The sequence below is a fragment of the Rhodobacteraceae bacterium D3-12 genome (assembly GCA_025916135.1).
Classification (GTDB): domain Bacteria; phylum Pseudomonadota; class Alphaproteobacteria; order Rhodobacterales; family Rhodobacteraceae; genus JAKGBX01.
The window spans coordinates 2,847,651-2,873,736 of the sequence record CP104793.1 but is presented as its reverse complement, the minus strand read 5'-3'; the positions used below and the strand labels follow the sequence as shown (position 1 = coordinate 2,873,736).

Sequence of the window (26,086 nt, the reverse complement as noted above, 5' to 3'; positions counted from 1 at the left end):
GAAGCTGGGAAGTCGGGGTGGCCGGATTAGAATCCGGCGCCGCCGAATCCGCTTGGTGCTGGGTCAATGACGACGACCTTCCTGTCGCGAATCTGGGCGACGGCAAGCCCGCGTTCATTTGTGCCGTCCGAGCGCAGGCGGAAAATGCCAGTTGCCCCTTGGAAGCCTGCGCCCTGTGTCAGGGCCGCGCCGGTGAGCGCGTTGGATTTGCCGGATTTGACCAGCGCGCCAATCGCCGCGATGCCGTCATAGGCAAGGCCCGCAATCGGGTGCGGCGCAGTGCCGTAGGCGGCGTTGAAGCGCGACCGGAAGGCGTTGGTTTTGCCGGGGTCAGGCATGGCGAACCAGCCGCCCTGAACACCGGGGAGATCAAGCGTTTGCGCCGGGATGTCCCAGCGGGTCAGGCCGATGTATTGCGTGGTCGCGGTGCTAAGACCGGCTTCGGGCAGCATTTGCGCGAACAAGGGCAGGGCGCCTGCGGTGTTGGCCGTCAGGAAGATCGCATTGGCGCTGCCCGAGGCGGCAGCGGATTTGATCTTGGGCACGGCGGCGACAACGCCTTGTTGGGAGAATTCATAACCGACGGTGCCGGCCAGTGTTGCGCCACTGCGCGAGATCGCGCGCTGAATGGCTTGGCTGCCAAGCTGTCCCGCGACGTTCTGGGAATGCACGACGAGGATGCGCCCTTTGCCCTGACGCGCGGCATAGCCGGCGAGGCGGCTGGCAGTGTTGTCAAAGGTCGGCCCAAGCACATACACGTTGCCGCCCGCGATGGTCGTGTTGTTGGAGAACGACAGGACATTGATGCCTTTGGGTGCGGCGGCGACTCCGGCGGCGTTGGCGGCTTCGCCAAACACCGGGCCAAGGATGATTTTCGCGCCATCGGCCACCGCCTGAGACGCGGCGGATTGCGCCTGAGCGGCGCTGCCTGCGGTGGCATAGACGCGCAGGTCGATCTGAACGCCGCTCAGGTCGGCGATGGCCAAGCGGGCTGCGTTTTCGAGGCTTTGGGCGAGGAATTCATCGCTTTGGCTGCTGGACCCACGAGGCAAAAGCAGCGCCACGGGCACGGGGGCTGAAGGATCAATGTTGGGACCACCGCCAGAGGCAAGGCCACCACCGCCAAGCGAGATCGGCTGACAGGCGGCCAATCCGAGTATTGCGCCCGCCGCCAACAGACGGGTGGCGGACTTGCGGATTTTGGTTAAAACGGCAAACATGGACGACCTCTCGCTCCCTCGTGGTTTTCGCCCGTACCGGTGAGGGGCCGGGACGGAAGGTTGCCGGGAATAATAAACGTCCAACATGCGGGGTCTAGGGTGAATTACGACAGCGGCAAGTCACATACGCCCGAAGGGGGGATTTGAGCCCCGGACTCTACCTTGTTGCAACACCGATTGGTGCTGCGCGCGACATCACCTTGCGGGCGTTGGATATTTTGACGACGGCGGATGTGATTGCCGCCGAGGACACGCGCAGCATGCGCCGGTTGCTGGAAATCCACGGCGTGCCGTTGGGGGCGCGACCGCTGGTGTCCTACCACGATCATAGCGGGGATAAGGTGCGCACAAGGCTTTTGGCGTCTTTGGCCGAGGGCAAATCGGTGGTCTATGCGTCCGAAGCGGGGACGCCAATGGTGTCTGATCCGGGCTATGATCTGGTGCGGGCCGCCCGCGAGGAAGACGTGAAAGTCACCTCGGCTCCGGGGGCGTCGGCGGCGATCACAGCGTTGACGCTGGCGGGGCTTCCGACTGACCGGTTCTTTTTTGCCGGGTTCCTTCCGAATAGCTCGGGCAAGCGAAAATCCGCGCTGGCGGCGCTCTCTGAGGTGCCCGGAACGCTGATTTTTTACGAATCGCCCCATCGGATCGCCGCCTGTGTCGCGGATGCGGTTGCGGTCTTGGGCGGCGCGCGCCCGGCAGCGATTTGTCGGGAATTGACCAAAAAATTCGAGGAAATTCTGACCGGGAGTCTGGAGGAATTGGCCGCTTTGACCACCGAGAGACGGTTGAAGGGGGAGATTGTTTTTCTGATCGGCTGGGGGATTCGGGAAATATTAGGGAAATTGATTTAGATTCGGAGTTGGAGGGGTTGCTTGGGTCTGTGTCGGTGCGGGATGCGGCGGATCAGGTGGCGGCAAAAACCGGCTTGAAGCGGCGCGATGTGTATCAACGGGCGCTTGAATTGTCGAAATCTAGGAAGGGCGACGGATGACGGCGCATGTGGCAGTTGAAGAGTTTTGGGGTTCGCCGGTGTCTGCTGCGATGTCAGCGTCGCGCAGGCGACGCGGCAAGCGGGCCTATTGTGCCGGGATCGCGGCGGAGGAGCAGGTCGCAAGCGACTACTTGCGCCGTGGATTTAGCGAGGTGGGGCGACGTTGGCGCGGTCAGCGCGGCGAAATCGACCTTGTAATGCGGACTGGTGACGCGTTGGTTTTTGTCGAAGTCAAACAGAGCAAGACATTTGATCGCGCCGCAGAGAGTTTGAGTGCACGCCAGATTGAGCGCATTTGCGGCGCGGCGGAAGAGTTTCTTGGCTCTATGCCTTTGGGACAGCTGACCGAGATGCGGTTTGATGCGGCGTTGGTTGATGGCACTGGCGCGATCCGGATACTGGAGAATGCCTTCGGCGGGTTCTGACATTGCACAATCTGCGGGCTTGGGCCATGTAAGTGGCAGCCAAATTCCAGAGGATTGCCGCGCGATGAGCACCACACCAGCCCCTGCCAAGCGATTGAAAATCGCATTCCAGATGGACCCGATCGGGCCAATTGATATCAATGCCGACAGCAGTTTTCGGCTGGCCGAAGAGGCGCAGGCGCGCGGGCATGAGTTGTTTTATTACACGCCCGAGCAGCTTTCGTTTCGCGAAGGTCGGGTGATGGCGCGCGGTTGGCCGTTGGAGGTGCGCCGGGTTAAGGGGGATCATTATAGTCTGGGGGAATTGCAGGACGTTGATCTTTCCGAGTTTGACGTGGTTTGGCTTCGGCAAGATCCGCCGTTTGATATGTTTTATATAACCACGACCCATTTGCTGGATCGGGTTCACCCCGATACATTGGTTGTGAATGACCCGTTCTGGGTACGTAATTACCCGGAAAAGCTCTTGGTTCTGGATTTTCCCGATCTGACGCCGCCCACAACCATTGCCCGTGATCTTGACACGATCCGCGCCTTTAAGGCCGAGCATGGCGATATCATTCTGAAACCGCTTTACGGTAATGGCGGGGCCGGGGTGTTTCGGTTGACCGAGGCGGATCGCAACCTGTCGTCGTTGCATGAGTTGTTCACCGGATTTTCCCGTGAACCGTTGATTGCGCAGAAATTTTTGCCCGATGTCTCCAACGGCGACAAGCGGGTCATTTTGGTGAATGGTGAGCCGGTTGGCGCGATCAACCGGGTGCCGGCGGCGGGTGAGACCCGGTCGAACATGCATGTCGGCGGGCGGCCAGAAAAAATCGGGTTGAGCGAACGCGACATGGAGATTTGCGCCGCGATTGGCCCGCTGTTGCGCGAAAAGGGTCAGGTGTTTGTCGGTATTGACGTGATTGGTGACTATCTGACCGAAATTAACGTGACCTCCCCGACGGGCATTCAGGAGCTGGAGCGGTTTGACGACGTTAACATTGCCGAGAAAATCTGGACCGTGATTGAGGCCAAACGCGCATGAGCTTGCGGGCACAGGTGATCAACCTGTTCTTGCGGTTGGTGGAGAAGCGCCGATTGATGCGGGCGGATGATCCGGCCGATCTTCGTGCCGGGTTTGAGCGCAGTGCGCGGTTGTTTTTTCACGGGCCACGGGGGGCGCGTTATGAGGCGGCCACGCTCGGCGGAGTTGGCGGCTTGCGCGTGACGGGGCCGGGTGCGGGGGATGCTCAGGTGCTGCTTTATTTTCACGGCGGCGGCTATGTCATGGGGTCGCCCGCGACGCATAAGGCGATGTTGGCGCGCCTGTCAAAGCTGACCAAGCGGGTTGCTTGGTTGCCGGATTATCGCAAGGCGCCCGAGGCCCCGTTTCCAGCCGCGGTCGAGGATGCGCTGGCGGTTTATGAGGCGCTCTGTGCGACGGGCGCGTCGGAGCGGATCGTGATCGGTGGGGATAGCGCGGGTGGCGGATTGGCGCTGGCGCTTTTGGGCGAGATTTGCCGTCTGGAATTGCCACAACCCGCTGGCATATTTGCATTTTCACCGCTTACCGATATGACATTTTCCGGTACGTCCTTTGCCGAGAACGCTCGGGCCGACGCTGTGCTGCCCGTCGGGCGCGCGCGCGATATGGAAGAGATGTATATGGCCGGGGGGGATCCGACCGATCCGCGTGCCTCGCCGCTTTGGGCGGAGTTCACCGGGGCGTGTCCGGTTTGGCTTTGTGTCGGGGACAGCGAAATTCTTTTGGATGACACGCGGCGCATGGCCGAGCGGTTGCGCGCGCAAGGCGTCAAGGTACGCGAGAGCGTGGCGCACAACCTGCCGCATGTTTGGCCGCTGTTTCAGCCGGTGATGCCAGAGGCGAATGCGACGCTTGACGATTTGGCCGGGTGGATCAGCTCTCTTTCATCGTCATCAGGCGAAAGCTGACCGCTTCGGCCACATGCGGGTAACGCACATCGGCGGAGCGCTCAAGATCAGCGATGGTACGCGCCACGCGCAGCACCCGGTGATAGCCGCGCGCGGAAAGGCCCATCCGCTCGGCCACTTTGACAAGCAACTCGCGGCCTTGGGTGTCCGGGGCGGCGATCTCTTCGAGCAGTTCGCCTTCTGCGTCGGAATTGAGCCGCGCCTCTGGTGTGTTGGCAAAGCGCGCCTCTTGCAGCTGACGCGCTGCCGCCACGCGCGCGGCCACGTCGCCAGACCCTTCGCCTGCGGGGGGAGGTCAAGGTCGGTATAGGCCACCGGCGGTACCTCGATGCGAAGATCAAAGCGGTCCATCAGGGGGCCGGAGATCCGCCCGAGGTAGTCTTCACCGCATTGTGGAACGCGGGCGCAGGCGCGGGCGGGGTCGGGAAGATAGCCGCATTTACAAGGGTTTGCAGCCGCGACCAGCATGAACTTACAGGGGTAGCGGACATGGGCATTGGCGCGGGAGATGACCACTTCTCCGGTTTCGATCGGCTGGCGCAGGGTTTCCAGAACCGGGCGCGGGAATTCGGGAAATTCATCCATGAACAGCACGCCATTATGGGCGAGGCTGATTTCTCCGGGCTTTGCGTTGCGTCCTCCGCCGACGATCGCGGCCATGGAGGCGGTGTGATGCGGCTCGCGAAAGGGGCGGGCGCGGGAAATGCCACCCTCGTCAAGCAAGCCGGAGAGCGAGTGGATCATCGAGGTTTCCAGCGCCTCGACCGGGGTGAGCGGCGGTAAAATTGAGGGAATGCGCGCCGCGAGCATGGATTTTCCCGACCCGGGCGTGCCGACCATGATCATGTGGTGGCGCCCTGCTGCGGCGATTTCTAGCGCGCGTTTGGCGCGTTCCTGGCCTTTCACGTCGCGTAAATCGCGCGCGTGCTGGCTGAGCGAAACTTCGCCCGGAACGGCCGGGGCAAGGGGGGATTGTCCGGTGAAATGGCGCACCACATCGGCCAGTGACGCGGGCGCCAGCACTTGCGCCGCGCCGACCCAAGCCGCCTCGGCGCCGGATGCGGCAGGGCAGACAAGCGTGCGGCTTTGTTCAGCGGCTGACATGGCGGCGGGTAGCGCGCCAAGCACGGGCACAAGCGAGCCATCAAGCGATAACTCCCTAAGCGCTGTGATGGATTCCACGGCGTCGCCCGGAATGATTTCCAACGCGGCGAGCAGCGCCAGTGCGATGGGTAAATCATAATGGCTGCCCTCTTTGGGCAGGTCGGCAGGGGATAGATTGACCGTGATCCGCTTTGACGGCAGCGCGATCGACAGCGAGGAAAGTGCAGTGCGCACCCGGTCACGCGCCTCGCTCACCGCTTTGTCGGGCAGACCAACAATTGAGAAGCCGGGCAGTCCGGGGGTGACGGCGCATTGCACTTCGACGGCGCGGGCCTCGACCCCTTCAAAGGCGACTGTATAGGCGCGAGCGACCATGTGATTTCCCAACCATCGTTAATCATGGTTAAGAGTGACCTCAGATGGTTGAAGAAAGGTTAACGCGCCCGCCCGCGTTTCTTAAATGGTAAAAATACCCATTCCACGATCCGCCCCAAGCAAAGCATCGGAGCTTTTATCACCCCTCTGGCCACATGCGAGGGCCGAGCGAAGCGAGGCCCCCCCGGCGACGCGCAACGCGCGGCGCAACACCTGTAGATCAGAGCAACGCCATAAAGGCGGGCCACGCGCCCGGATCATTCACCGTTTTGTCGCGACAGGTTGGATTGCAAAACCCAAAGATGCGGCCATCAAGCGATAGAAAATCGCGCACCGGTTTGCCGGAATAGGGGCAATCGGCGTTTACCGAGAGGCCAGTGGCGACCGCATGGGCGCTGATCGGGACCGGGCCGGGCCAGTCGCGGGTGGTGAGCGGCAAGGCATATGGCACCGGGTCGTAAGATTTGGTGAGGCCCAATGAGCGCCAGCGGCGAAACGCCGGGTCGGCCAGCGTGGTGGCGACATAGGCTTGGGCAGGCGCATCCACCGGCAGGTCATAGCCCGCGATCCGGGCCGCCACCGGCGCATAGAACGCATCTGCAAGGCAATAGTCGCCAAAGAGCCAACCCCCCGACGCCCCGTGGCGGTCGCGTGCCAGTGACCAGAGCGTTTGCAGTCTCTCCAAATCGGTCTTGACCGCATCGGAGGGGGCAAACCCTTGATATTGGTGCAAGAGTTGCATCGGGCACTCTCCGCGCAATCCGGAGAAGCCGGAGTGCAATTCCGCCACCATCCAGCGTGCCAAAGCCCGCGCCGCAGGGTCGGCAGGCCAGAGACCGGCCTCGGGGTGGCGCTCGGCCAAGGTTTCGCCCATGGCGAGGCTGTCGCCGATCACGATCCCTTGGGCATCGCGCAATACCGGCACAAGGCGGGCCGGTGCCAGCGCCGCGAGATCTTGGGCCATTGTGCCATCATAAAGCCCGACCATATGGGTGCGAAACGGCAGGTTGAATTGTTCCAGCATGAGCCAGCCACGCATGGACCAACTGGAAAAGGTGCGATCACCGATGAAAAGATCATAACTCATGAGACGAGGTTATGCGGTGCGCGCAATATTCACCAAATGAATATTTGCGGGGGCTCTAATCACGGGTGGTGATTAAAGCGTGCGGCGGACCAGCCGCCATCTGCGTAGTGCAGTTCAGTGACCGAAAGGTTGTCGATCTTGTGCGAGAATGCCTCGTAAGCGTCAAGCTGTAGCGCCTGTTGCAGCTGGGTCAGGATCACCCCGAAATGCGCAACGATCACAACGTCTTGGGCCGGTTCAACGGCGAGCAGACGGGCGACGGCGTTATCGACGCGGGCGCTCACCTCGTGCCAGCTTTCGCCGCCGGGGGGGCGAATGTCACCGGGGTTTTCCCAGAAGGCGCGGGCGTGGGCTTGGTCTTCGATCTCGTTAAAGCGTTTCAGCTCCCATTCGCCAAAGTGCATTTCGCGAAAGCCGCAGTCATGGGGCAGGCGCGGCCGCGGTCCGGCAATGGCATCGGCGGTGGCCGACGCGCGCGACAGATCCGAGGAAATCACCGGCGCGTCGCGCGGCAAAAACCCTGACACCCGCGCAATTTGTGCCACGTCAGACAGATCGGCGGGCAGGTCGGACCAGCCGACCATGGTTTTGGCATGGGTTGGCCCGTGGCGGACCCAGAAAACGCGTCTCATGCTGTGCGTCCTTTGAGCGTTTGCGGCAGGCCCGCCGTGACGAGGATCACGCGGTTTGCCAGCGACGCGAGCGCTTGGTTCAGCCGCCCTTGGGCATTGGCAAACCGCCGGGCGAGGGCGTTTTCAGGCACGCCGGACAGCCCGACCTCGTTCGAGACAATGACAAGATGGGCCGGGCAGGCGGCAACCGCGTCGGTGAGCGCGGCTTGTTCGACCTCAAGATCATGATCGGCCAGCATATGATTGCTCAGCCACATGGTGGCGCAATCAAACAGCAGCGCGTGGTCGGCGGGCGCATCGCGCAGGATTTGAGCGGCGGCGAGCGGTTCTTCGATGGTGCGCCAATTGGTGCCGCGGGTGGCTTGGTGGCGGGCGATTTTGGCCTGCATTTCGCTGTCGAAACCTTGGGCCGTTGCGAGGTAGAGCATCGGCAAGCCGGTGGCGTGCATCAGGGTTTCGGCATGGGCCGATTTACCGCTTGCGATACCGCCGAGGACGAGTGTGCATTGTGTTGCCATGATCCAGCCCCTAGTTTCGCATCTGGGTAGCAGAGGCCGGGAGGCGAGAAAAGCATGCGACGCTTAATAGTGATGATCTGGGTCGTGATCGCGGGCGCGGCAATGGCGCAGGATTTGCCCGAAGGCATGGCGGGTGCAGAGGTTGTGATCTTGGGCGAAGTCCATGATAACGCAGCGATTCATGCGCGTCAGGCAGAGTTGGTTGCGGCGCTTGCCCCGAAGGCGGTGGTGTTCGAGATGCTGACCAGATCACAGGCCGAGAGGGCGAAGCCTTCGCTGCGGTCGGAGGCTGGCAAGTTGGAGGCGGCGCTGGGCTGGAAAGACACGGGTTGGCCCGGTTTTGCGATGTATTACCCGATTTTCCTAGCCTCGGGAGAGGCGAAGTTTTACGGCGCGGCGGTGCCGAGGCGCGAGGCGCGGGCGGCAATGAAAGCGGGGATCGCGGAGAGCTTCGGACCAGAGGCCGAGGCCTATGGTTTGAACACCGCTCTGGCAGAGGCAGAGCAGGCCGCACGCGAGCAAGAGCAGCATCTGGCCCATTGCGAGGCGATGCCGCCAGAGATGCTGCCTGTGATGGTCGCGTTGCAGCGCCTGCGGGATGCCACATTGGCGCGGGCCGTGGTGCAGGCCTTGCACGAGACCGGCGGGCCGGTTGTGGTGATCACCGGCAATGGCCATGCGCGGCGCGACTGGGGTGTGCCCCGGCTGGTTGAAAAAGTCGCGCCGGAGGTGACGGTTTTTGCGCTGGGGCTGTTGGAGGAGGGCAGCGGCGATGCGGCGCGTTTTGATGCGAGCGAGCGGTTTCCCGAGGCAGAGCGCGACGACCCTTGCGCGGCGTTTCAGAAAGGTTGAAGCCATTGTGATTGTGGCGATTGCCGCTTAGTTTGGCGCAAGTCGCATGGGGAGAGCCGGAATGCAGAGCATGGGGTTGGCGGGCAAGCGTGTCCTGTTGATAATCGGGGGCGGGATTGCCGCGTTCAAATGTCTTGATCTGATCCGGCGCCTGCGCGAGCGCGGCGCGGCGGTGACGCCGGTTTTGACGCGGGCGGCGCAGGAGTTTGTGACCCCTTTGAGCGTTGCAGCCTTGGCCGGGGAGAAGGCCTTTACCGATCTGTTTGATCTGACCGACGAGGCCGAGATGGGGCATATCCAGCTCTCTCGTGTGGCGGATTTGGTGGTGGTGGCCCCGGCGACGGCGGATTTGCTGGCCAAGATGGCGGGCGGGCATGCGGATGATTTGGCCACGACGTTGCTGATGGCAACGGATACGCCGGTTTTGGTGGCTCCGGCGATGAATGTGCGGATGTATGAGCATGCCGCCACGCAGCGCAATATCGCGGTATTGCAGGGCGATGGCCTGCGGTTTGTCGGCCCGAATGAGGGCAACATGGCCTGTGGCGAGTTCGGCCCCGGCCGGATGAGCGAGCCGATGGAGATTGTCGAGGCGATTGCCGGGGTTCTGGCGGATGGGCCGTTGAAGGGCAAGCGGGTGTTGGTGACGAGCGGGCCAACCCATGAGCCGATTGATCCGGTGCGCTATATCGCCAACCGGTCCTCTGGCGCGCAGGGCACGGCGATTGCGACCGCCTTGGCGGCGCTTGGGGCGGAGGTGGTTTTTGTCACCGGCCCGGCGGAGGCCGCGCGCCCGCAAGGTGTTGAGATCATTGAGGTTCAAAGCGCGGCAGAGATGTTGGCGGCGGTCGAGGGGGCCTTGCCCGTGGCGGCAGCGGTGTTCGCGGCGGCGGTGGCGGATTGGCGGGTGAAGAGCGCGTCGGGTTCGAAGATCAAGAAACAGGATGGCGCGTTGCCGGTGCTGGAGTTTGCCGAGAACCCGGACATTTTGAAAACGGTAAGCCGGATGGGCGAAGGGCGGCCGGGGCTGGTTGTAGGCTTTGCGGCGGAGACCGATGACGTGATTGACAACGCCACAAAGAAGCGGGCGCGCAAGGGGTGTGACTGGATCGTGGCGAATGATGTGTCGCCGGAGACGGGGATCATGGGGGGCGCGGAAAACGCGGTGCATGTGATCTCGGAAAGTGGCGTCGATGCGTGGCCGCGGATGGGCAAGGATATGGTCGCGCGGCGGCTGGCGGCGGCGATTGCGGCGGCGTTGGAATGAGTATTTTCAGCAAGATGAAGGGCGGGGCGTGGTTGAAATCAAGCTGAGTTGGGTTGCGGGGGCGGACCGGGAGGTGTTGCTGCCGTCTTATGAAACGCGCGGATCTGCGGGGGCGGATGTGCGGGCGAATTTTGTGGATCGCCAAGAGGTTCGCATTGCGCCGGGGGCGCGGGCGCTGATTTCGACGGGGGTGCGGATGGAGATTCCGCAAGGGTTTGAAGTGCAGGTCAGGCCGCGTTCGGGTTTGGCGTTGAAACACGGGATTACGCTGGTGAATGCGCCGGGGACGATTGACAGCGATTATCGCGGTGAGCTTGGGGTGATCCTGTTGAATACCGGGGCGGAGACCTTTGTGGTTGGCCATGGCGAGCGGGTGGCGCAATTGGTGGTCGCGCCGGTGGTGCAGGCGGCGTTTGCGGTGGTTGACGCGTTGAGCGAGACGGCGCGGGGCGCTGGTGGCTTCGGCTCGACCGGGCGGGGGTAGCGCGGGTGCTGCTGGTTTTTGGCATTGCGGCGATGATCTGGGGCGTGGGGCGGTTGTTCGGACTGTCGGGCGCTGTGATCTGGGTGCTGATTGCCCTGTTGTGGGCGGCGGTTTTCGGGCTGCATCTGCTGTTGCCGGAGGGGCATGGGCTGCGGATGGCGACGGGGGAGAGCGCGGTGCTTTGGGGCATTGTGGGCGCGCTTGCCGTGGTGGTTTTGAGCTATGCCAAGGGGTTGTCGTGGTTGAAGGCGCGGGCGGTGGTGCCACAGGACGAGGTGCCGGTTGCGGTGACGGCAGGGGCGTTTGCGCCGGGCGAATTGCCGCGCTATGCGCGTCATATCGTGCTGCGGGAGCTGGGCGGGCCGGGGCAAAAAAAGCTTAAGGAAAGCAAGGTGTTGGTGGTCGGGGCCGGCGGTTTAGGCTCGCCCGTGTTGCTGTATCTGGCGGCAGCGGGCGTGGGCAGGATCGGGGTGATTGATGACGACACGGTTGATGCGAGCAACCTGCAAAGGCAGGTGATCCATTCCGAAGGCGCGATCGGCCTGCCCAAGGTGCAATCGGCGATGGCGGCGATGAAGGGGGTGAACCCGTTTGTCGATGTGCGCCCCTATGGGCGGCGGCTGAGTACGGAGATCGCCGAGGCGCTGTTTGCCGAATATGATGTGATCCTTGACGGGACGGACAATTCTGACACGCGGTATTTGGTCAATCGCGCCGCAGTCGCCACGGGCAAGCCGTTGATTTCGGGGGCAATTACCCAATGGGAGGGGCAATTGTCGGTGTTTGATCCGGCCCGGGACGCGCCCTGTTATCAATGTGTGTTCCCCAAGGCGCCAGCGGCGGAATTGGCGCCCTCTTGTGCCGAGGCGGGGGTGGTTGGACCGCTGCCCGGCGTGGTCGGCACGATGATGGCGCTGGAGGCGATCAAAGTGATCAGCGGGGCCGGGCATGTGTTGCGCGGGGAGTTGCTGATCTATGACGGGTTGTGGGGGGAAAGCCGCAAGATCGGCGTGAAACGGCGCGCGGATTGCCCGGTTTGCGGCGCGGCGCGTTAACCTTTCTGTTAAGGTTTTCGCCGCGATGTTCACGATTTGGCAAGGTTTGTTAATCACGCTCTGCGGTGGCTTTTGGGGGGGTGACTCCCGGCTGACATCCGGCTGACTCCCGGCTGCCGGGGGGATGGGTCCGGGGGCGCCGAATTTGGTTAATGGAGCGTGCGTTGTTGCGTGATTGCACCATGGGCCGAGGAGCGTTTGGTTGGGACGGGAGCCTCCGGCGGGGATATTTGGGGTCAGATGAAGACATGCGAACAAACGCGCGGATCGAATTGCAACTGGCTGCGCTCAGACTTAACGTGACGCGAAAGAAGCGCGCCTTTGCGCAACCGAGGAGATGAGCGATGACGAACCCCCTTTTGCAGGAATGGACCACGCAATTCGGGCTGGCCCCGTTTGATGCGATTTCGGATGACGATTTTGCGCCCGCTTTGAAAGAGGCATTGGCGGCGCATGAGGCCGAGATCGCGGCGATTGCAGCGGATACATCGGAGCCGGGGTTTGAAAATGTGATTGGCGCGTTGGAGGCGGCGGGCGAGGCGCTCGACAAGGTTCTGTCAGTGTTTTTCACCGTGGCCGGGGCGGACAGCAACCCGGAGCGCGAGGCGTTGCAGCGCGACTTTTCGCCCTTGTTGGCGCGCCATTTCGCAGCCGTCACAGCGAACAAGGCCCTGTTTGCGCGGATCGAGGCCGTGTGGGCGGCGCGCGACAGCTTGACGCTCAACCCGGAGCAGGCGCGGGTGTTGATGTTGACGCGGCGCAGCTTTGTGCGGTCGGGCGCGGCGCTTGACGGGGCGGCGGACGCGCGGATGAAGGAGATCAAGGCGCGGTTGGCCGAGTTGGGCACGGCGTTCACGCAGAACCTTTTGGCGGATGAGCGGGCGTGGTTCATGGAGCTGGGCGAGGGCGATCTGGAAGGGTTGCCGGAGTTTGTCATCGAGGCGGCGCGCGAGGCGGGGCGCGAGAAGGGGGCCGCGGGGCCGGTGGTGACGCTGTCACGCTCGCTGATCGTGCCGTTTTTGCAATTTTCGCCGCGCCGGGATTTGCGCGAGAAGGCGTTTGCGGCGTGGGCCGCTAGGGGGGCCAATGGCGGCGAGACCGACAACCGCGAGGTGGCGGCGGAGATTTTGGCGCTGCGCGAGGAGCGGGTGAAGCTGCTTGGCTATGAAAATTTTGCGGCCTTCAAGTTGGAAACCGAGATGGCCAAGACGCCGGAGGCGGTGCGCGAATTGCTGATGGCGGTTTGGGAACCGGCCAAGGCGCAGGCCGAGGCGGACGCCGCTGTGTTGGAAGAGATGATGCACGGCGATGGTGTCAACGGAGCGTTGGCCCCGTGGGATTGGCGGTATTACGCAGAGAAGCGGCGGCGGGCGGAGCATGATCTGGATGAGGCGGCGTTGAAGCCTTACCTGTCGCTGGACCGGATGATCGCGGCGGCGTTTGCCTGTGCCGGGCGGCTGTTCGGGTTGGAGTTCAAGCGGCTGGACGTGCCGCTTTACCATGCCGATTGCCGGGCGTGGGAGGTGACGCGCAATGGCCGGCATGTGGCAGTGTTCATCGGCGATTATTTCGCGCGTGGGTCAAAGCGGTCGGGCGCGTGGTGTTCGGCGATGCGGTCGCAAGCGAAGTGGCCGCGCGCGCAGGCGCCGGTGGTGATCAACGTGTGCAATTTTGCGCGAGGAGAACCGGCGCTGTTGTCTTATGACGATGCGCGGACGTTGTTCCACGAGTTCGGTCATGCGCTGCATCAGATGTTGTCGGATGTGACCTATGAGAGTGTTTCGGGCACCAGCGTGGCGCGGGATTTTGTTGAACTGCCAAGCCAGCTTTTTGAGCATTGGTTGGAGGTGCCGGAGGTGTTGCGCGAGTTTGCGACCCATGTGGAGAGTGGCGAGGCAATGCCCGAAGAGATGTTGGAAAAGGTCTTGGGCGCGGCGAATTTCGATCAGGGGTTCCAGACGGTGGAGTATGTTGCCTCGGCGCTTGTGGATCTGGAGTTTCATGGCGGGGCGGCGCCGGGCGATGTGATGGCGAAACAGGCGGAGGTTCTGGAGGCGCTGGGGATGCCGAAGGCGATCACCATGCGCCATGCGACGCCGCAGTTTGCGCATGTCTTTGCCGGGGACGGCTATTCCTCGGGTTATTATTCCTACATGTGGTCGGAGGTGATGGACGCGGATGCCTTTGCCGCCTTTGAGGAGGCGGGGAGCGCGTTTGATGCCGCGACGGCCAAGGCGCTGGAGGCGAATATCCTGTCCACTGGCGGGTCGGTCGATGCGGCGGTGCTTTACGAGCGGTTCCGCGGGCGGTTGCCGGGGGTTGAGGCATTGCTCAAGGGGCGCGGGTTGGTTGGGGCGTGATGGGTGCGGTGTGCAACGGTTGGAAAAAGGGGGTGCGTGATGCTAGCTAGGGTTGCGGGCCATCCCCACGCGCCGGTTTAAGTGGGGCCAGACAGTATTATGGCGCACCTTCGGTGCGACACGCACAGGTTAAAGTGGGGGCCAGCCCCCACACGCAGGTTAAAGTGGGGGCCAGCCCCCACGCCCCCGAGATATTTTCAGTCAGATGAAGACGCGGGCTCTGTAATGCGCTGAGCGCGGGTGCTTTAGAGGCCGAGTTTGGCGCGGGCGGCTTTTACGTTGGCTTGGAATTTGTAGCCGCGTTTTGGGCCTGAATAATCGTCGATCGGCCACCATTCGGCGCTATCGGCGTAGTTGCGGTAGGTGTTGCCCCAGCGTTTGTCGACATGGTCGATGCAGCTGGTTTGTTCGGCGCTTACCCCGGCGCCGGAGCCTTGGGGGTAGTACCATTTCAGCTTGTGGCACAGTTGGCCCTGATTGGTGGCATACCACGTGCCGGCGCCGAGGGTATCGGGGTTGGTGGCGCACCAGGCGCGGGCCTGGCCGTTGGGGCCGAAGTAGATGCCGCCGCCGCAGTCTGTGTCCCAGACATCAGTTTTGCCAGCGTAGATCTTGGTGATTTTCGCAGCCGTTGCGGGCTGGGCATTTCTCGGTTTGGGATCAGCGATCCCGAGAGAGGGAACCGCGACGAGAAAAGCGGAGATCAGCATTCCCTTGCTAAAACGTGTCATTGGCGTCCTCCATGATGTGCATTGCGATGGCTCGAATTCGCCTAAAAGTGTTGGCTTTTGAGGTACCTGTCAAGCAAATCAGCTAGGACAGTGTGTTTCCATATTTGGAATTGAGGCAGCCAGTCAGGCGGATTTTGAGCGCGGCGGGATAAGCGAGTGGAGGTGGAGCGCGCCTTTTTCGTAGTGGCCACGGATGAGGTGGCCTTTCTTGTGGACCTCGGGGAATTGATCGGCCCAGTCGCGGTAGCGGTCGTTGGTGACGATGCGCGTGCCAAGGTCGCGGGCGGATTTGAGGATGTATTCATCTGCCACCGTGCCCTTGGGGACGACGAAGCATTCTTCGACCGCAATGCCGAGGCGGGCGGCGAAGGGGGCGTCGTCGAGGTAACGCCCGAAGAGGACGTGACCGGCGGAGGCGTCAAAGATGACGCCGATCTGGTAGCCTTTGGCGTGCAGCAGGGTGATGAGCTCGATGACGGTTTCGAGCTTTGGCGTGTTGTCGCGCCAATACATCACGTTGGAGCCGTCGATGACGAGGCGTTTGGCCGGGTCTGCGGCGGTTTGGGCGGTGGTGGCGCCGGGCGGCGCAGGTTGGAGAGCCAGAGCCAGCCGCTGGCCAAGCCAATGGGCACTGCCAGCAGCAGGATGTCGGAAAGCTCAGGGCGGACGAGCGCCAACCCAACGGCGACCAGTGAAGCCAGCAGCATGAGGGGCAGGAATAGGCGCATGGGTCGGTCCGGTTAGAAGGGGTGGTTAGAGGGTTTGGTCAGAGGGTTTGGTCGTAGTCACCCACGCCGGGTTCGGTGCGGATGACCGCGTCGATGTCGGCGAAAATGGCGCGGAGTTCGGCCTCGGATTGGCTGCTTTCGCAGACAACGACGAGGTTGGGTGTGTTCGAGCTGGCCCGGACCAGACCCCATGAGCCGTTATCTAGGATCACCCGCGCGCCGTTGACGGTGACCACCTCTTTTATGGGGCGGCCGCCGAGGGTTTCGCCGGCCTCGTGTTTGGCGACGAGCTTTTGCACCAGCCGGTCAAGGATATCGTATTTCTCGGTATCGGCGGCATAGGGCGACATGGTGGGCGAGGCCCATGTTTTGGGCAGGGCGCGACGCATGTCGGACATCGACATGTCGGGGTTGCGGTCCATCATTTTGCAGATTTCGACCGCAACGCGCATGCCGCAGTCATAGCCACGGCCCACCGGTTCGGCGAGGAAGTAATGGCCGGATTTCTCAAACCCCGCCAGCGCGCCGATTTGCTTGACCCGGCGTTTCATGTGGGAATGGCCGGTTTTCCAGTAATCGGCTTTGGCCCCGTGTTTGATCAGTTCGGGATCGGAGGCGAAGAGGCCGGTGGATTTCACATCGGCGACGAAGGTGCGGTTTGGGTAAAGCTTGGCAAAATCGCGGGCCATGATGACGCCAACCTTGTCGGCGAAAATCTCTTCTCCCTCGTCATCGACCACGCCGCAACGGTCGCCATCGCCATCAAAGCCAAGCGCGAAATCGGCGCCGGAGGCGCGCACGCTGTCCGACATATCGTGCAGCATTTCCATGGCTTCGGGGTTGGGATTGTAATGCGGGAAGGTGTAGTCGAGCTCATTATGGGAGGGCACAACTTCGACGCCGAGACGCTCAAACAGCTCGGGCGCGAAGGCGGCGGCGGTGCCATTGCCGGTGGCGCAGACCACCTTGAGCTTGCGGGTCATTTTGAAGTCGCCAATGAGGTCGTCGAGATAGGCCTCGCGCACGCCATCGACAAATTCATAGCCACCGCCGGGGGCGGTTTGACCTTCGCCGTTCAAGACAATGTCGCGCAGTTCGCCCATTTCGTCGGGGCCGTGGGTGAGGGGGCGTTCAAAGCCCATTTTCACGCCGGTCCAACCGTTGGGATTATGCGAGGCCGTGACCATGGCAACGGCGGGCGCATCAAGGTGGAATTGCGCGAAATACGCCATGGGGGAGAGGGCGGGACCGATGTCTTTGACATGGATACCGGCCTGCATCAGGCCCAGCATGAGGGCGTTTTTGATCGAGAGCGAATAGTCGCGGTAATCATTGCCGACGGCGATGACCGGCTCGATCCCGCGGCGGCGCATTTGCGTGCCAAGGCCGAGGCCGAGGGCGGTGATGCCGGGCAGGTTGATCGCTTCGGGGTATTGCCAGCGGGCGTCATATTCGCGGAAACCGGTGGGGGCGATCATGGCGTCGCGCAGGAAATCCCAAGTGTTGGGCGTGACGGTGGGAAGCGGTTTTTTCAACGGGAATACTCTCTGCTCGGAACTATGGCTCAGGACTATGGGTCGAGGTTACATGATCAGCGAAACGGTGCAAGGCGGGGCGGCGCAGAAAACCGGCGCGTTGTGCCGCCGCCGCCCATTGTTGCCGCACACGCTCGCGTCACGAGGAGACCTGTTCGCGCAGGATCGAGGAGGTCAGCGAGACCATGAGATAGATGCCGGCAAAGATCAGGAAGGCCAGCACCGTATTCTCGAATGCACGCGGGTAGGACGCCTCTTCTGCCTGTACGGGCAGGACCGGGACGGTCAGGTAGCGCACCTGTTTTGAGGCTTCAAGCTCGGCCTGTTTGGCGGTTTGCAGGGCGTTTTGCAGGAACAGGTCGGCGGTGGTGAGGTCGGCCTGTGCCATTTGCACGCGGGCGGAGCGGGAGGCGAGGCTGTCTGAGCTGTCGCTGCTGCCGGTCATCCGCGCGTTGAGGGTTTTGATCAAGGCGTTGAGGCGGGTGATATCGGCGCGCGCGCCGTCAACCTTGGCCCGGTTGGGGCGCGGGTTGTCGAGCAGGGCGGCGAGTTGCAGTTCCTTTTCAAGCAACTCTGTCTCGTAGCTTGAGATCTGCTGACGCAGCACGGCGAGCTGTTCGGTCGGATCGACGCCTTGGGTTTCCTGAAGGTTGACCAGCGTGGCCTGTGCGGCGCGGCGTTCATCGCGGGCCTCTTTCAGGCTTTGATTGGCCGAGGCCATCGCGTCTTCGCGTTTCTCGCGGCTGAGTTCATCGACGCGCTCTTCGGCGAAATCGACCAGCAGTTGCGAGAAATCAAAGGCGACCTTGGGACTGGCGGCGATAACCTCCATCCGGACGACGCCTTCGGTCGGATCATAGCCGATCTTGACCATCTTTTTATAAAGCTTGTGCGCCTTTTCGTTCGAGGCATCCGCGGCGAGGCGTTGGATCGGGTCGATCGACGGGTCGGAGAAATGCGATTTGAACCCGTGTTCGGCGTCAAGCCTGAGCATGGCGTCCTTGGACAGCATATAGGATTGCACCGCGATGCTGTCCTGACTGTTGGCATATTGCGAGGGCAAAGGGAGCGCCCGGCACCGCCGCCGCCGTCATTGGAGAGGATCATGAATTCGGTGTGGGTGGCATACATCGGCGTGGCGAGGACGAAGTAATACCAACCGGCAAGGATCGTCGGGATGAAGACAAAGGCCGACAGGCGGGTAAAGAGCAGGGCGAGACGGCGGCGGCGACGCCGCGCGATGTCGCGCTGGATCTCGGTGATCTCCATCTCGCGGCGCTGGGCCGGGGTCATGGTATCGGTCGAGGGCAGGGTGGATTTTTGCGCCTGCACCGTTTGGGGCAGTTTGGCGTGGCCCATATCGGGCGGCTGGCCGCCATTGTCGACGGGCACACCGCCCTTGCCACCACCGCCACCGGCCCCGCCGGCGCCCTCACCGGGGACGACGAGTTCGAGCATGTTGGCGCGTTGGAAGGGGTCGATGCCACGGGTGCGCAGCTGTCTTACGGCGTCGAAATCAGAGATCGGGGCGAGCCCGTGTTTCTGGGCGACGCGGCGCGCCATGCGGAGTTGGCGTCCGGTCAGCCCCTCTTTGCGGATGGCGTCGATGTCGGTTTCGGCGCGGGTTTCACGCGGGGAGGCGAAGTCGCCCGCCGGGGTGGGGGTGTCGACAGCGGGGTCGGGGTCGGGCGCGGTTTGCGTTTGGGTGCGGGCCTCGGGTTGGGGCTGTGATTTGGTGTCGGGAGCTTTGGCCCTTGCGGCGGCGGCGCGCAGGGCCGCTCCGGGGGCGGCGCTGGCTGCGGCGGCAGTGGGCGCAGCTTTATCGCTGGTCCCGGCGCTGGCTGTATCAGTGGGCGTGGATTTTGATTGGGCTTTGGCCTTCGGCTTGGCAGCGGGTTGCACAAGGCTTTCGGCGGTCAGCGGCTTTGACTGATCGCTGGTGTCATCGGCGTTGCCCGCAGCTGTGCCATCGGCGGCCGTTTTGGCACCGATTGCGCCCGCCCCGACTCCGGAGCGGCGTATGCGGAATTTTCTAGCCTTGGGTTTCGTAGTCATAGAGCTGTTTCGCTTCTTCCAAGGTATCAAAAATATGCAGCTTACCGTTTAACAGAACTGCGGCGGAGGTGGCAAATTGTTCCAACACCTGCGGGCTGTGCGACACAATCACCACAGTCGTGGTGCGCAGGCGTTCGCGCAGGATGTCGCCGGCCTTGCGATTGAACTCAACATCGGTTGAGCCGGGCATCCCTTCGTCGATGAGATACATGTCGAAATCAAGCGCCAACATGAGGGCGAAGGAAAAGCGCGATTTCATCCCCGAGGAATAGGTGCCCAAGGGTTGGTCAAAATATTCACCAAGGCCACAGAGCCAGCGGCAGTAGGCTTCGACATAATCGGGGTCGAGACCATAGAGGCGGGCGATGAAGCGGCTGTTTTCGACGGCGGTGTGTTTGGAAACGACGCCGCCCATGAAACCAAGCGGGAAGGAGATGCGGCAATCGCGGCGGATTTCGCCCTCATCCGGCTTTTCAAGGCCGGCCATCATGTTGATAAGCGTGGTTTTCCCGGTGCCGTTGGGCGCAAGCACGCCCATCGACCGGCCAAGATCGACTCGAAAGCTCACGCGGTCAAGGATCACCTTGCGCTGCGTGCCGGTCCAGAAGGACTTGCTTACATTGTCAAATTCGAGCATCTCAGGCTCCGGTACTGCTCTCTCAACCCTCTTTAACGGGGTTTGGTTAACGCTTGGTGCGTCTTTTCTCCGTCATTATGTCGGATCACGACAGTCTATGACAATGTCATACGGCAAAAATGTGACCGGATCATTGAAATAAAGCGTCATTGCGGGCGTTTGTCACGGTGACGTGATGACGCGGATTTGAGCGGAAAACGGCGAAAAATGCCGTGGGGATGCTTGTAATCCGGGGGGTAGAACGATACCAAATGGGGCAATCAAAAACGGGGATCCGCGCCACGAAAACTGCGCTGGCCCACGATAGAACTGGGGGGCTGAGCTTCGTGCGGATAATCGGACCGTTCATCGTATTGATGGCGCTTTGGCTGTTGCTGTCGGGGCTGTATAAGCCGTTGATTGTCGGGTTCGGGGTCGTTTCAGCCCTGCTTGCGGTCTATTTCGTGCGGCGGATGGATGATGCCGATGATTATGTGGTGCCTCTGGTGCTGCGCCCGTTCAGCAGTTTCGCTTATTTCCTTTGGTTGCTGGTCGAAATCGCCAAGGCGAACTGGGCGGTGACCAAGATTATCATGGCCCCGGTGGCCGAGACGCGCCAGCATCTGTTTAGCGTCAAACACAGCCAGAAAACCGACGTTGGACAGGTGATTTTCGCCAATTCGATCACCCTGACCCCCGGCACGATCACGGTCGAGACCGAGGACGAGCGGTTTTTGGTGCATGCGCTGAATTTCAGCCCCGACGATATGGACGCGCTGCGCGATATGGACCGGCGGGTGACGGTTACCGAGCATGCGACGGCTGCAACCAAGGGGCGCGGGTGATGTTTATTCTGGCCACGATTGCGATTTTCATCGGCATGGTCTTCGTGCTGATCCGGGCGTTCGCCGGGCCGACGCTGTATGATCGGGTGTTGGCGGTGAACCTGTTTGGCACCCATACCGTGTTGTTGATCGGGGTGATGGGGTTTCTGTCGGGGCGGCCCGATTTCCTTGATATTGCGCTGCTTTATGCGCTGATCAACTTTGTCGGCACGATCGCGGTTCTGAAGTTTTTCCGCTATCGCGCGATTGGCGATATTGTGCAGATACCGGGGCAAGCGCCGGGTCAAGGCGCAGGTGCCGAGGGTGACGGGGTCGCCGGGCCGATGGCCGGAAAGATGGCGCCGGATGGCGAGGGGAGCGCGCGATGAGCTGGGCAGAAGTGAGTGTCGAGGTTCTGAGCTGGATCTGCATCGTCTCGGGCAGTTTTTTCGTGCTGGTCGGCGCCTTCGGGAGCTGGCGGCTTGAGGATTTCTGGGCGCGGTTGCATGCGGCGTCGGTGACGGATTCGGGCGGTGTTATCCTGCTGATTGTCGGGATGTGCCTTCAGGCGGGGCCGACGTTGATCACGGTTAAGTTGCTGATTATCGGTCTTTTCCTGTTCATCACAGGGCCGACCGCGACCCATGCTGTAGCCAATGCCGCGCTGGTGTCGGGGTTGCGCCCCAAGGTGGCCAAAGGGTTGGTGCCCGCCGAGCCAGAGCCGCTTGTTGCGAGCGATTTGGACGAGGATGAGGACGAGCACGACGGTGAGCATGATGGCGAGGAGGCGCGGTGATGGAGACCTTCATTGTTATCACATTGTTCATCATGTTGGTCGTCACGGCGATTGCGATTGTGGTGACCAACCGGTTGTTTGTGACGGCGATGCTGGCGGGGATGTTCAGCCTGTTGTCGGCGCTGTTGTTTGTGGCGCTGGACGCGGTGGATGTGGCCTTTACCGAGGCCGCAGTGGGCGCGGGGATTTCGACCGTTTTGATGCTGGGCACGATGGCCTTGACCAGCCGGGTGGAGAAGCCGAGCACGCGCTCGCCCTTGTTGCCGCTGTTGGTGGTGTTCATGACCGGCGGCGCGTTGATTTATGGCACGCTGGACATGCCCAATTTCGGCGTGCCGGATGCGCCGCCACAGACCCATGTGTCGCCCGATTATTTGCAAAAAAGCCCGGAGCAGATTGGCGTGCCCAATGTGGTGACTGCGGTTTTGGCGAGCTATCGCGGCTATGATACGTTGGGCGAGACAGCGGTGGTGTTCACGGCCGGGATCGGGGTTTTGTTCCTGATCAGCGGCTTGCGGCGGCGCAAGAAGCGTGGCCGGCGCGAGGACGATCGTAAGGGGGGGACGGCGTAATGGGCTCTCACCATCTTATCCTGCGGATTGTGACCAAGCTGACGGTTGGGGCGATCATTCTGTTTGCGCTTTATGTGCAGTTTCACGGCGATTATTCGCCCGGCGGCGGGTTTCAGGCGGGGGCGATTTTTGCGGTGGCGTTCATCCTCTATGGGATCGTTTTCTCGCTGCGCAAAGCCAAGCAGGTGTTCCCGCCATGGTTGGTTCACAAGCTGATGGCGCTGGGCGTGTTGCTCTATGCCGGGACCGGATTGCTGAGCATGCTGCTGGGGTATGAATACCTGAACTATGGCGCGTTTACGCCGGATCATCCGTCGCATGGGCAACACTGGGGGATCCTTGTGGTCGAGCTGGGTGTGGGGATCACGGTGACGGGGGTGATGGTGGCAATTTACTATGCTTTTGCCGCGCGCCCGCCACGGATCAGCGACGAGGAATGGTAAGGCAATGAGCGGCGACATGTTTGAATTTTTCGTGGGCCATTTGAACTATTGGCTGTTCACGGTCTTGATGATGACCGGGCTCTATATCGTTGTGGCCAAAGGGAATTTCATCAAGAAGATTGTCGGGCTGAACATCTTTCAGACCAGCGTTTTCATGCTCTATATCTCGATGGGGAAAGTCACCGGCGGCACCGCGCCGATTTTCCCGGTGGATATGAATATCGACCCCGAGGTCGTTTACTCCAACCCGCTGCCGCATGTGTTGATCCTGACTGCGATTGTGGTGGGGATCGCGACGACATCGCTGGGGCTGGCCTTGATCGTGCGCATTCGCGAAGAATTCGGCACCATCGAGGAGGATGACATTCTGATCATAGAGACCGAGATGGCAGCACAGGAAAAACGCCTGTATGGCGGCACGATGGGCGGACGGGCGTAATGGCGAGCACAGCAGCAGCAACCGAAGGCCATCACGCGGCCGCGCATGTGGCGCTGAGCCTTGTGGATCAGCTTCCGCTTTTGTTGATCATGGCGCCGTTCTGTGCGGCACCTTTGATCGTGTTGATCGGCTCGCGCAAGCTGGCTTGGGCGATTGCCTATGCGGCGGTGACGGCGAGCTTTGTCATGGCTGTGTTCCTGATGATGCGGGTGATCGGCGGCGAGGTGATATCGTATCACATTGGCGGCTGGGCGCCGCCGATGGGGATCGAATACCGGATCGACGCGGCGAATGCCTTTGTTCTGCTCTTGGTGACCGGGATTGCGGCGGTGGTGATGCCCTATGCGCGGATCAGCATTCTGGCCGAGGTGGGGCAGCGGCATCAGGCCTTGTTCTATTCCTGTTTCCTGTTGTGTTTCACCGGCTTGCTGGGCGTTGTTATCACGGGCGATGCGTTCAACGTGTTCGTGTTTCTCGAGATTTCGTCGCTGGCGACCTATGTGTTGATCGCGGCGGGGGCCGAGAAGGATCGGCGGGCTTTGACCGCGGCCTATGATTACCTGATCATGGGCACGATCGGGGCGACGTTTTTTGTGATCGGGCTGGGCCTTTTGTATATGGCGACTGGCACGCTCAACATGGCCGATATTGCCGAGCGGATCGCCGACCAGCAGGGCAACCGCACGGTGCGGGCGGCCTTTGCGTTTATCGTGGTGGGCATGGGGCTAAAGGCGGCGATTTATCCGCTGCACCTGTGGCTGCCCAATGCCTATACCTATGCGCCGAGCGCGGTGACCACGTTTTTGGCCGCGACGGCGACCAAGGTGGCGATCTATGTGCTGATGCGGTTCATGTTCACGGTGTTCCAGCCGCAGTATCTGTTTGAGGTGAAGACCCTAGAGTTCATCATCATTCCGCTGGCGGTTCTGGCGATGTTTGCCGCGTCTTTGATTGCGATTTTCCAGACCGATTTGAAGCGGTTGCTGGCCTATTCCAGCCTTGCTCAGATCGGCTATATGCTTTTGGGCATTGGATTTCTGAGCGAGACCGGGCTGACGGCGGCGATTGCGCATCTGTTCAATCACGGGATCACCAAGGCGGCCTTGTTCATGGGGGTTGGCGCGCTGGCGCTGCGCTATGGCAACTCGTTTTTGGATCGGATCGGCGGGGCGGGCAAGACGATGCCATGGACCAGCGCGGCGATGGTGATTGGCGGCTTGAGCCTGATCGGGGTACCGGGCACGGCGGGGTTCATCAGCAAATGGGTTCTGGTGCAGGCGGCGTTCGAGGCGGGATGGTGGCCAATGGCCGTTTTGATCATGCTGTCGTCGCTGTTGGCGGTGATTTACGTCTGGAAAATGGTTGAGGCGCTGTATCTGGCGGAACCGGCCGAGGATGTGGTGGTGCGCGAGGCGCCGGCGGCGATGTTGGTGCCGCTCTGGGTGATGGCGATTGCCTGTGTCTGGTTCGGGGTGAACACCGACCTGTCGCTGGCGGCGTCATTGAGCGCGGCGCAAGGGTTTATCGCCGGATCCGCCGGGATGGCGGATGTGGCCGGAATGGTGGTGCGCTGATGGAAACCTGGGTAGCGATAACGCTTTCGATGCTTATTCCCGGCGTGGCGACGGTGGGCAACATCGTGCTGCGCAACCGTGAGAACCTGCGCGACGGGATGACCCTTGCTGCGGCGATGGCGACCTTTGCCAGCGTGCTTGTCGTGCTGGTAAACGAGGGCAATGGCACCAGCGAAAAGATGCTGTTGGCCGAGGTGATGCCGGGGATCGAGATTGCCTTTCATGTCGAGCCTTTGGGCTTGATGTTTGCGCTGATCGCCAGCGGTTTGTGGATTTTGACGCATCTCTATGGCATCGGCTATATGCGTGGAAACAACGAGAAAGATCACGCGCGCTTCTTTGCCTGCTTTAGCTTTGCGATTGCGAGTGTGATGGGGTTGGCGTTTTCGGCCAACATGTTCTCTTTGTTCCTGTTTTACGAGATGTTGACGATTTCGACCTATCCTCTGGTCGCGCACAAGGGAACGGCCGAGGCGGTGCGCGGTGCGCGGACCTATTTAGGCATCCTGATGGGCACGTCGATTGCATTGCTGTTGGTCGGGGTGATCTGGACCTGGGCGTTGGCCGGGACGTTGGATTTCCGACTGGGTGGCATTCTGGACGGCAAGGTTGCAGGGATCATGGTTCCGATCCTGCTGGCGCTTTATGCGTTCGGGATCGGCAAGGCGGCGCTTATGCCGTTTCACCGCTGGTTGCCGGCGGCGATGGTGGCCCCGACGCCGGTGTCGGCGCTGTTGCATGCTGTGGCGGTGGTGAAGGCGGGTGTCTTTACCATGCTGAAGGTCGGCGTTTACATCTTTGGCATTGATTTTCTGGCCGAGACGGGCGCGAGCGAATGGCTTATGTGGCTGGCGGCGTTCAGCATTGTCGCGGCGAGCGTTGTGGCGTTGACCAAGGACAACCTCAAGGCGCGGCTGGCTTATTCGACGGTATCACAGCTGAGCTACATCACGCTGGGCATGGCCTTGGCCACGTCGATGGGCGTGATCGGGGGCGGTATGCATATCGCAATGCACGCGATGGGCAAGATCACCTTGTTCATGTGTGCCGGGTCGATCTACGTGGCGACGCATAAGACCAACATCAGCCAGATGACGGGTTTGGGCCGGGCGATGCCGGTGACGTTTATCGCCTTTTTGATTGGCGCGTTGAGCATCATTGGCTTGCCGCCTTTGGGCGGCTCGTGGAGCAAGTGGCTGTTGATCATGGCGGCGGCGGACACGCAGCAATGGGTGATGATCGGCGTATTGATGGCGTCGTCCTTGTTGAACGTGGCCTATTTGCTGCCGGTGGTGGGCAAAGGGTTCTTTCTGCGGGACAAAAAGGATGCACCGGATGAATGGGGCGAGGCGGGCGTTTTGGTCTGGTTGCCACCGGCGATCGCGGCGGCGGGCTGCCTTGTGTTGTTCTTTTACGCAGGCGCGATACAGGCGTTCCTGATGCCGTTGGTCGCGAAGTGAGA

Annotated in this window: 26 protein-coding genes and 3 pseudogenes; 18 read left to right on the top strand and 11 right to left on the bottom strand. The window is 61.7% G+C overall.

What is annotated here, in order from left to right:
* Positions 1-26: 26 nt before the first annotated feature.
* A complete protein-coding gene (locus N4R57_14195; protein UYV36171.1) occupies positions 27-1,220 on the bottom strand; it encodes a penicillin-binding protein activator in 1,194 nt (397 codons plus the stop codon).
* Between the two features lie 143 nt (positions 1,221-1,363).
* Between N4R57_14195 and rsmI the strand changes: the two are divergent.
* From rsmI to N4R57_14175, 4 genes and pseudogenes are all read left to right on the top strand, one after another.
* Positions 1,364-2,214, top strand: a pseudogene (gene rsmI, locus N4R57_14190) (16S rRNA (cytidine(1402)-2'-O)-methyltransferase).
* Positions 2,211-2,639: a YraN family protein gene (locus tag N4R57_14185; GenBank protein UYV36170.1), complete on the top strand. Its 429-nt coding sequence runs from the start codon at positions 2,211-2,213 to the stop codon at positions 2,637-2,639. Before rsmI ends, N4R57_14185 begins: the two are co-directional and overlap by 4 nt.
* A gap of 94 nt (positions 2,640-2,733) precedes the next feature.
* Positions 2,734-3,669: a glutathione synthase gene (gshB, locus tag N4R57_14180; GenBank protein ID UYV39585.1), complete on the top strand. Its 936-nt coding sequence runs from the start codon at positions 2,734-2,736 to the stop codon at positions 3,667-3,669.
* Positions 3,666-4,577: an alpha/beta hydrolase gene (locus N4R57_14175; protein ID UYV36169.1), complete on the top strand. Its 912-nt coding sequence runs from the start codon at positions 3,666-3,668 to the stop codon at positions 4,575-4,577. The genes gshB and N4R57_14175 overlap by 4 nt, the downstream gene beginning before the upstream one ends.
* Here N4R57_14175 and N4R57_14170 read toward each other — a convergent pair.
* From N4R57_14170 to cobU, 4 genes and pseudogenes are all read right to left on the bottom strand, one after another.
* Positions 4,543-6,056: pseudogene (locus N4R57_14170) on the bottom strand (YifB family Mg chelatase-like AAA ATPase). The gene N4R57_14175 and the pseudogene N4R57_14170 sit on opposite strands and share 35 nt — an antisense overlap.
* Positions 6,057-6,276: 220 nt before the next feature.
* Positions 6,277-7,143 (bottom strand): glutathione S-transferase, encoded by an 867-nt coding sequence (locus N4R57_14165; GenBank protein UYV36168.1) that lies wholly within the window; start codon positions 7,141-7,143, stop codon positions 6,277-6,279.
* A 59-nt stretch (positions 7,144-7,202) separates the two neighbouring features.
* The gene (locus N4R57_14160; protein ID UYV36167.1) at positions 7,203-7,775 is read right to left on the bottom strand and encodes a histidine phosphatase family protein; all 573 of its coding nucleotides are present in this window, start codon (positions 7,773-7,775) and stop codon (positions 7,203-7,205) included.
* Positions 7,772-8,293, bottom strand: coding sequence for a bifunctional adenosylcobinamide kinase/adenosylcobinamide-phosphate guanylyltransferase (gene cobU, locus N4R57_14155; protein UYV36166.1), 522 nt, complete (start codon positions 8,291-8,293; stop codon positions 7,772-7,774). Before cobU ends, N4R57_14160 begins: the two co-directional genes overlap by 4 nt.
* Positions 8,294-8,347: 54 nt before the next feature.
* On the opposite strand from cobU, the gene N4R57_14150 reads away from it, so the two are divergent.
* The 5 genes from N4R57_14150 to N4R57_14130 all read left to right on the top strand — a co-directional run bounded on the left by N4R57_14150 (position 8,348) and on the right by N4R57_14130 (position 14,311).
* Positions 8,348-9,145, top strand: coding sequence for a ChaN family lipoprotein (locus tag N4R57_14150; protein UYV36165.1), 798 nt, complete (start codon positions 8,348-8,350; stop codon positions 9,143-9,145).
* A gap of 61 nt (positions 9,146-9,206) precedes the next feature.
* Positions 9,207-10,412 (top strand): bifunctional phosphopantothenoylcysteine decarboxylase/phosphopantothenate--cysteine ligase CoaBC, encoded by a 1,206-nt coding sequence (gene coaBC, locus N4R57_14145; protein ID UYV36164.1) that lies wholly within the window; start codon positions 9,207-9,209, stop codon positions 10,410-10,412.
* Between the two features lie 28 nt (positions 10,413-10,440).
* Positions 10,441-10,896 carry a dUTP diphosphatase gene (dut, locus tag N4R57_14140; GenBank protein UYV36163.1) on the top strand — a complete coding sequence of 152 codons (456 nt, stop codon included), beginning with the start codon at positions 10,441-10,443 and terminating at the stop codon, positions 10,894-10,896.
* Positions 10,897-10,901: 5 nt separating this feature from the next.
* The gene (moeB, locus tag N4R57_14135; GenBank protein UYV36162.1) at positions 10,902-11,951 is read left to right on the top strand and encodes a molybdopterin-synthase adenylyltransferase MoeB; all 1,050 of its coding nucleotides are present in this window, start codon (positions 10,902-10,904) and stop codon (positions 11,949-11,951) included.
* 344 nt (positions 11,952-12,295) lie between these two features.
* Complete coding sequence (locus N4R57_14130) at positions 12,296-14,311, top strand: M3 family metallopeptidase (protein ID UYV36161.1); 2,016 nt, start codon at positions 12,296-12,298, stop codon at positions 14,309-14,311.
* A gap of 245 nt (positions 14,312-14,556) precedes the next feature.
* Here N4R57_14130 and N4R57_14125 read toward each other — a convergent pair whose 3' ends face one another.
* From N4R57_14125 to N4R57_14105, 5 genes and pseudogenes are all read right to left on the bottom strand, one after another.
* Entirely contained in the window at positions 14,557-15,042 is a 486-nt protein-coding gene (locus N4R57_14125; protein UYV36160.1) for a DUF995 domain-containing protein, read from the bottom strand.
* Positions 15,043-15,165: 123 nt separating this feature from the next.
* The gene (locus N4R57_14120; GenBank protein ID UYV36159.1) at positions 15,166-15,555 is read right to left on the bottom strand and encodes a hypothetical protein; all 390 of its coding nucleotides are present in this window, start codon (positions 15,553-15,555) and stop codon (positions 15,166-15,168) included.
* Positions 15,555-15,770 (bottom strand): hypothetical protein, encoded by a 216-nt coding sequence (locus N4R57_14115; protein ID UYV36158.1) that lies wholly within the window; start codon positions 15,768-15,770, stop codon positions 15,555-15,557. The genes N4R57_14120 and N4R57_14115 overlap by 1 nt, the downstream gene beginning before the upstream one ends.
* A 38-nt stretch (positions 15,771-15,808) precedes the next feature.
* A complete protein-coding gene (locus N4R57_14110) occupies positions 15,809-17,305 on the bottom strand; it encodes a phosphomannomutase/phosphoglucomutase (GenBank protein ID UYV36157.1) in 1,497 nt (498 codons plus the stop codon).
* 139 nt (positions 17,306-17,444) lie between these two features.
* Positions 17,445-19,078: pseudogene (locus N4R57_14105) on the bottom strand (capsule biosynthesis protein).
* On the opposite strand from N4R57_14105, the gene N4R57_14100 reads away from it, so the two are divergent.
* Complete coding sequence (locus N4R57_14100; GenBank protein ID UYV39654.1) at positions 19,041-19,238, top strand: hypothetical protein; 198 nt, start codon at positions 19,041-19,043, stop codon at positions 19,236-19,238. The pseudogene N4R57_14105 and the gene N4R57_14100 sit on opposite strands and share 38 nt — an antisense overlap.
* Positions 19,239-19,337: 99 nt before the next feature.
* Here N4R57_14100 and N4R57_14095 read toward each other — a convergent pair whose 3' ends face one another.
* A complete protein-coding gene (locus N4R57_14095; protein ID UYV36156.1) occupies positions 19,338-19,997 on the bottom strand; it encodes an ATP-binding cassette domain-containing protein in 660 nt (219 codons plus the stop codon).
* Positions 19,998-20,323: 326 nt separating this feature from the next.
* Here N4R57_14095 and N4R57_14090 point away from each other — a divergent pair, with 326 nt between their 5' ends.
* The 8 genes from N4R57_14090 to N4R57_14055 are packed head-to-tail and all read left to right on the top strand — an operon-like array spanning position 20,324 to position 26,084.
* The gene (locus N4R57_14090; protein UYV36155.1) at positions 20,324-20,821 is read left to right on the top strand and encodes a Na+/H+ antiporter subunit E; all 498 of its coding nucleotides are present in this window, start codon (positions 20,324-20,326) and stop codon (positions 20,819-20,821) included.
* The gene (locus N4R57_14085; protein ID UYV36154.1) at positions 20,821-21,189 is read left to right on the top strand and encodes a monovalent cation/H+ antiporter complex subunit F; all 369 of its coding nucleotides are present in this window, start codon (positions 20,821-20,823) and stop codon (positions 21,187-21,189) included. The genes N4R57_14090 and N4R57_14085 overlap by 1 nt, the downstream gene beginning before the upstream one ends.
* On the top strand, positions 21,186-21,596 hold the full coding sequence (gene mnhG, locus N4R57_14080) for a monovalent cation/H(+) antiporter subunit G (protein ID UYV36153.1): 411 nt from the start codon (positions 21,186-21,188) through the stop codon (positions 21,594-21,596). Before N4R57_14085 ends, mnhG begins: the two co-directional genes overlap by 4 nt.
* Positions 21,596-22,168, top strand: a complete 573-nt coding sequence (locus tag N4R57_14075; GenBank protein ID UYV36152.1) for a DUF4040 domain-containing protein — start codon at positions 21,596-21,598, stop codon at positions 22,166-22,168. The genes mnhG and N4R57_14075 overlap by 1 nt, the downstream gene beginning before the upstream one ends.
* Positions 22,168-22,611 carry a Na(+)/H(+) antiporter subunit B gene (locus tag N4R57_14070; GenBank protein ID UYV36151.1) on the top strand — a complete coding sequence of 148 codons (444 nt, stop codon included), beginning with the start codon at positions 22,168-22,170 and terminating at the stop codon, positions 22,609-22,611. The genes N4R57_14075 and N4R57_14070 overlap by 1 nt, the downstream gene beginning before the upstream one ends.
* A gap of 16 nt (positions 22,612-22,627) precedes the next feature.
* On the top strand, positions 22,628-23,050 hold the full coding sequence (locus tag N4R57_14065; GenBank protein ID UYV36150.1) for a cation:proton antiporter subunit C: 423 nt from the start codon (positions 22,628-22,630) through the stop codon (positions 23,048-23,050).
* The gene (locus N4R57_14060) at positions 23,050-24,624 is read left to right on the top strand and encodes a monovalent cation/H+ antiporter subunit D family protein (protein ID UYV36149.1); all 1,575 of its coding nucleotides are present in this window, start codon (positions 23,050-23,052) and stop codon (positions 24,622-24,624) included. Before N4R57_14065 ends, N4R57_14060 begins: the two co-directional genes overlap by 1 nt.
* Positions 24,624-26,084 carry a proton-conducting transporter membrane subunit gene (locus N4R57_14055; protein UYV36148.1) on the top strand — a complete coding sequence of 487 codons (1,461 nt, stop codon included), beginning with the start codon at positions 24,624-24,626 and terminating at the stop codon, positions 26,082-26,084. The genes N4R57_14060 and N4R57_14055 overlap by 1 nt, the downstream gene beginning before the upstream one ends.
* The last annotated feature ends 2 nt before the right edge of the window (positions 26,085-26,086 follow it).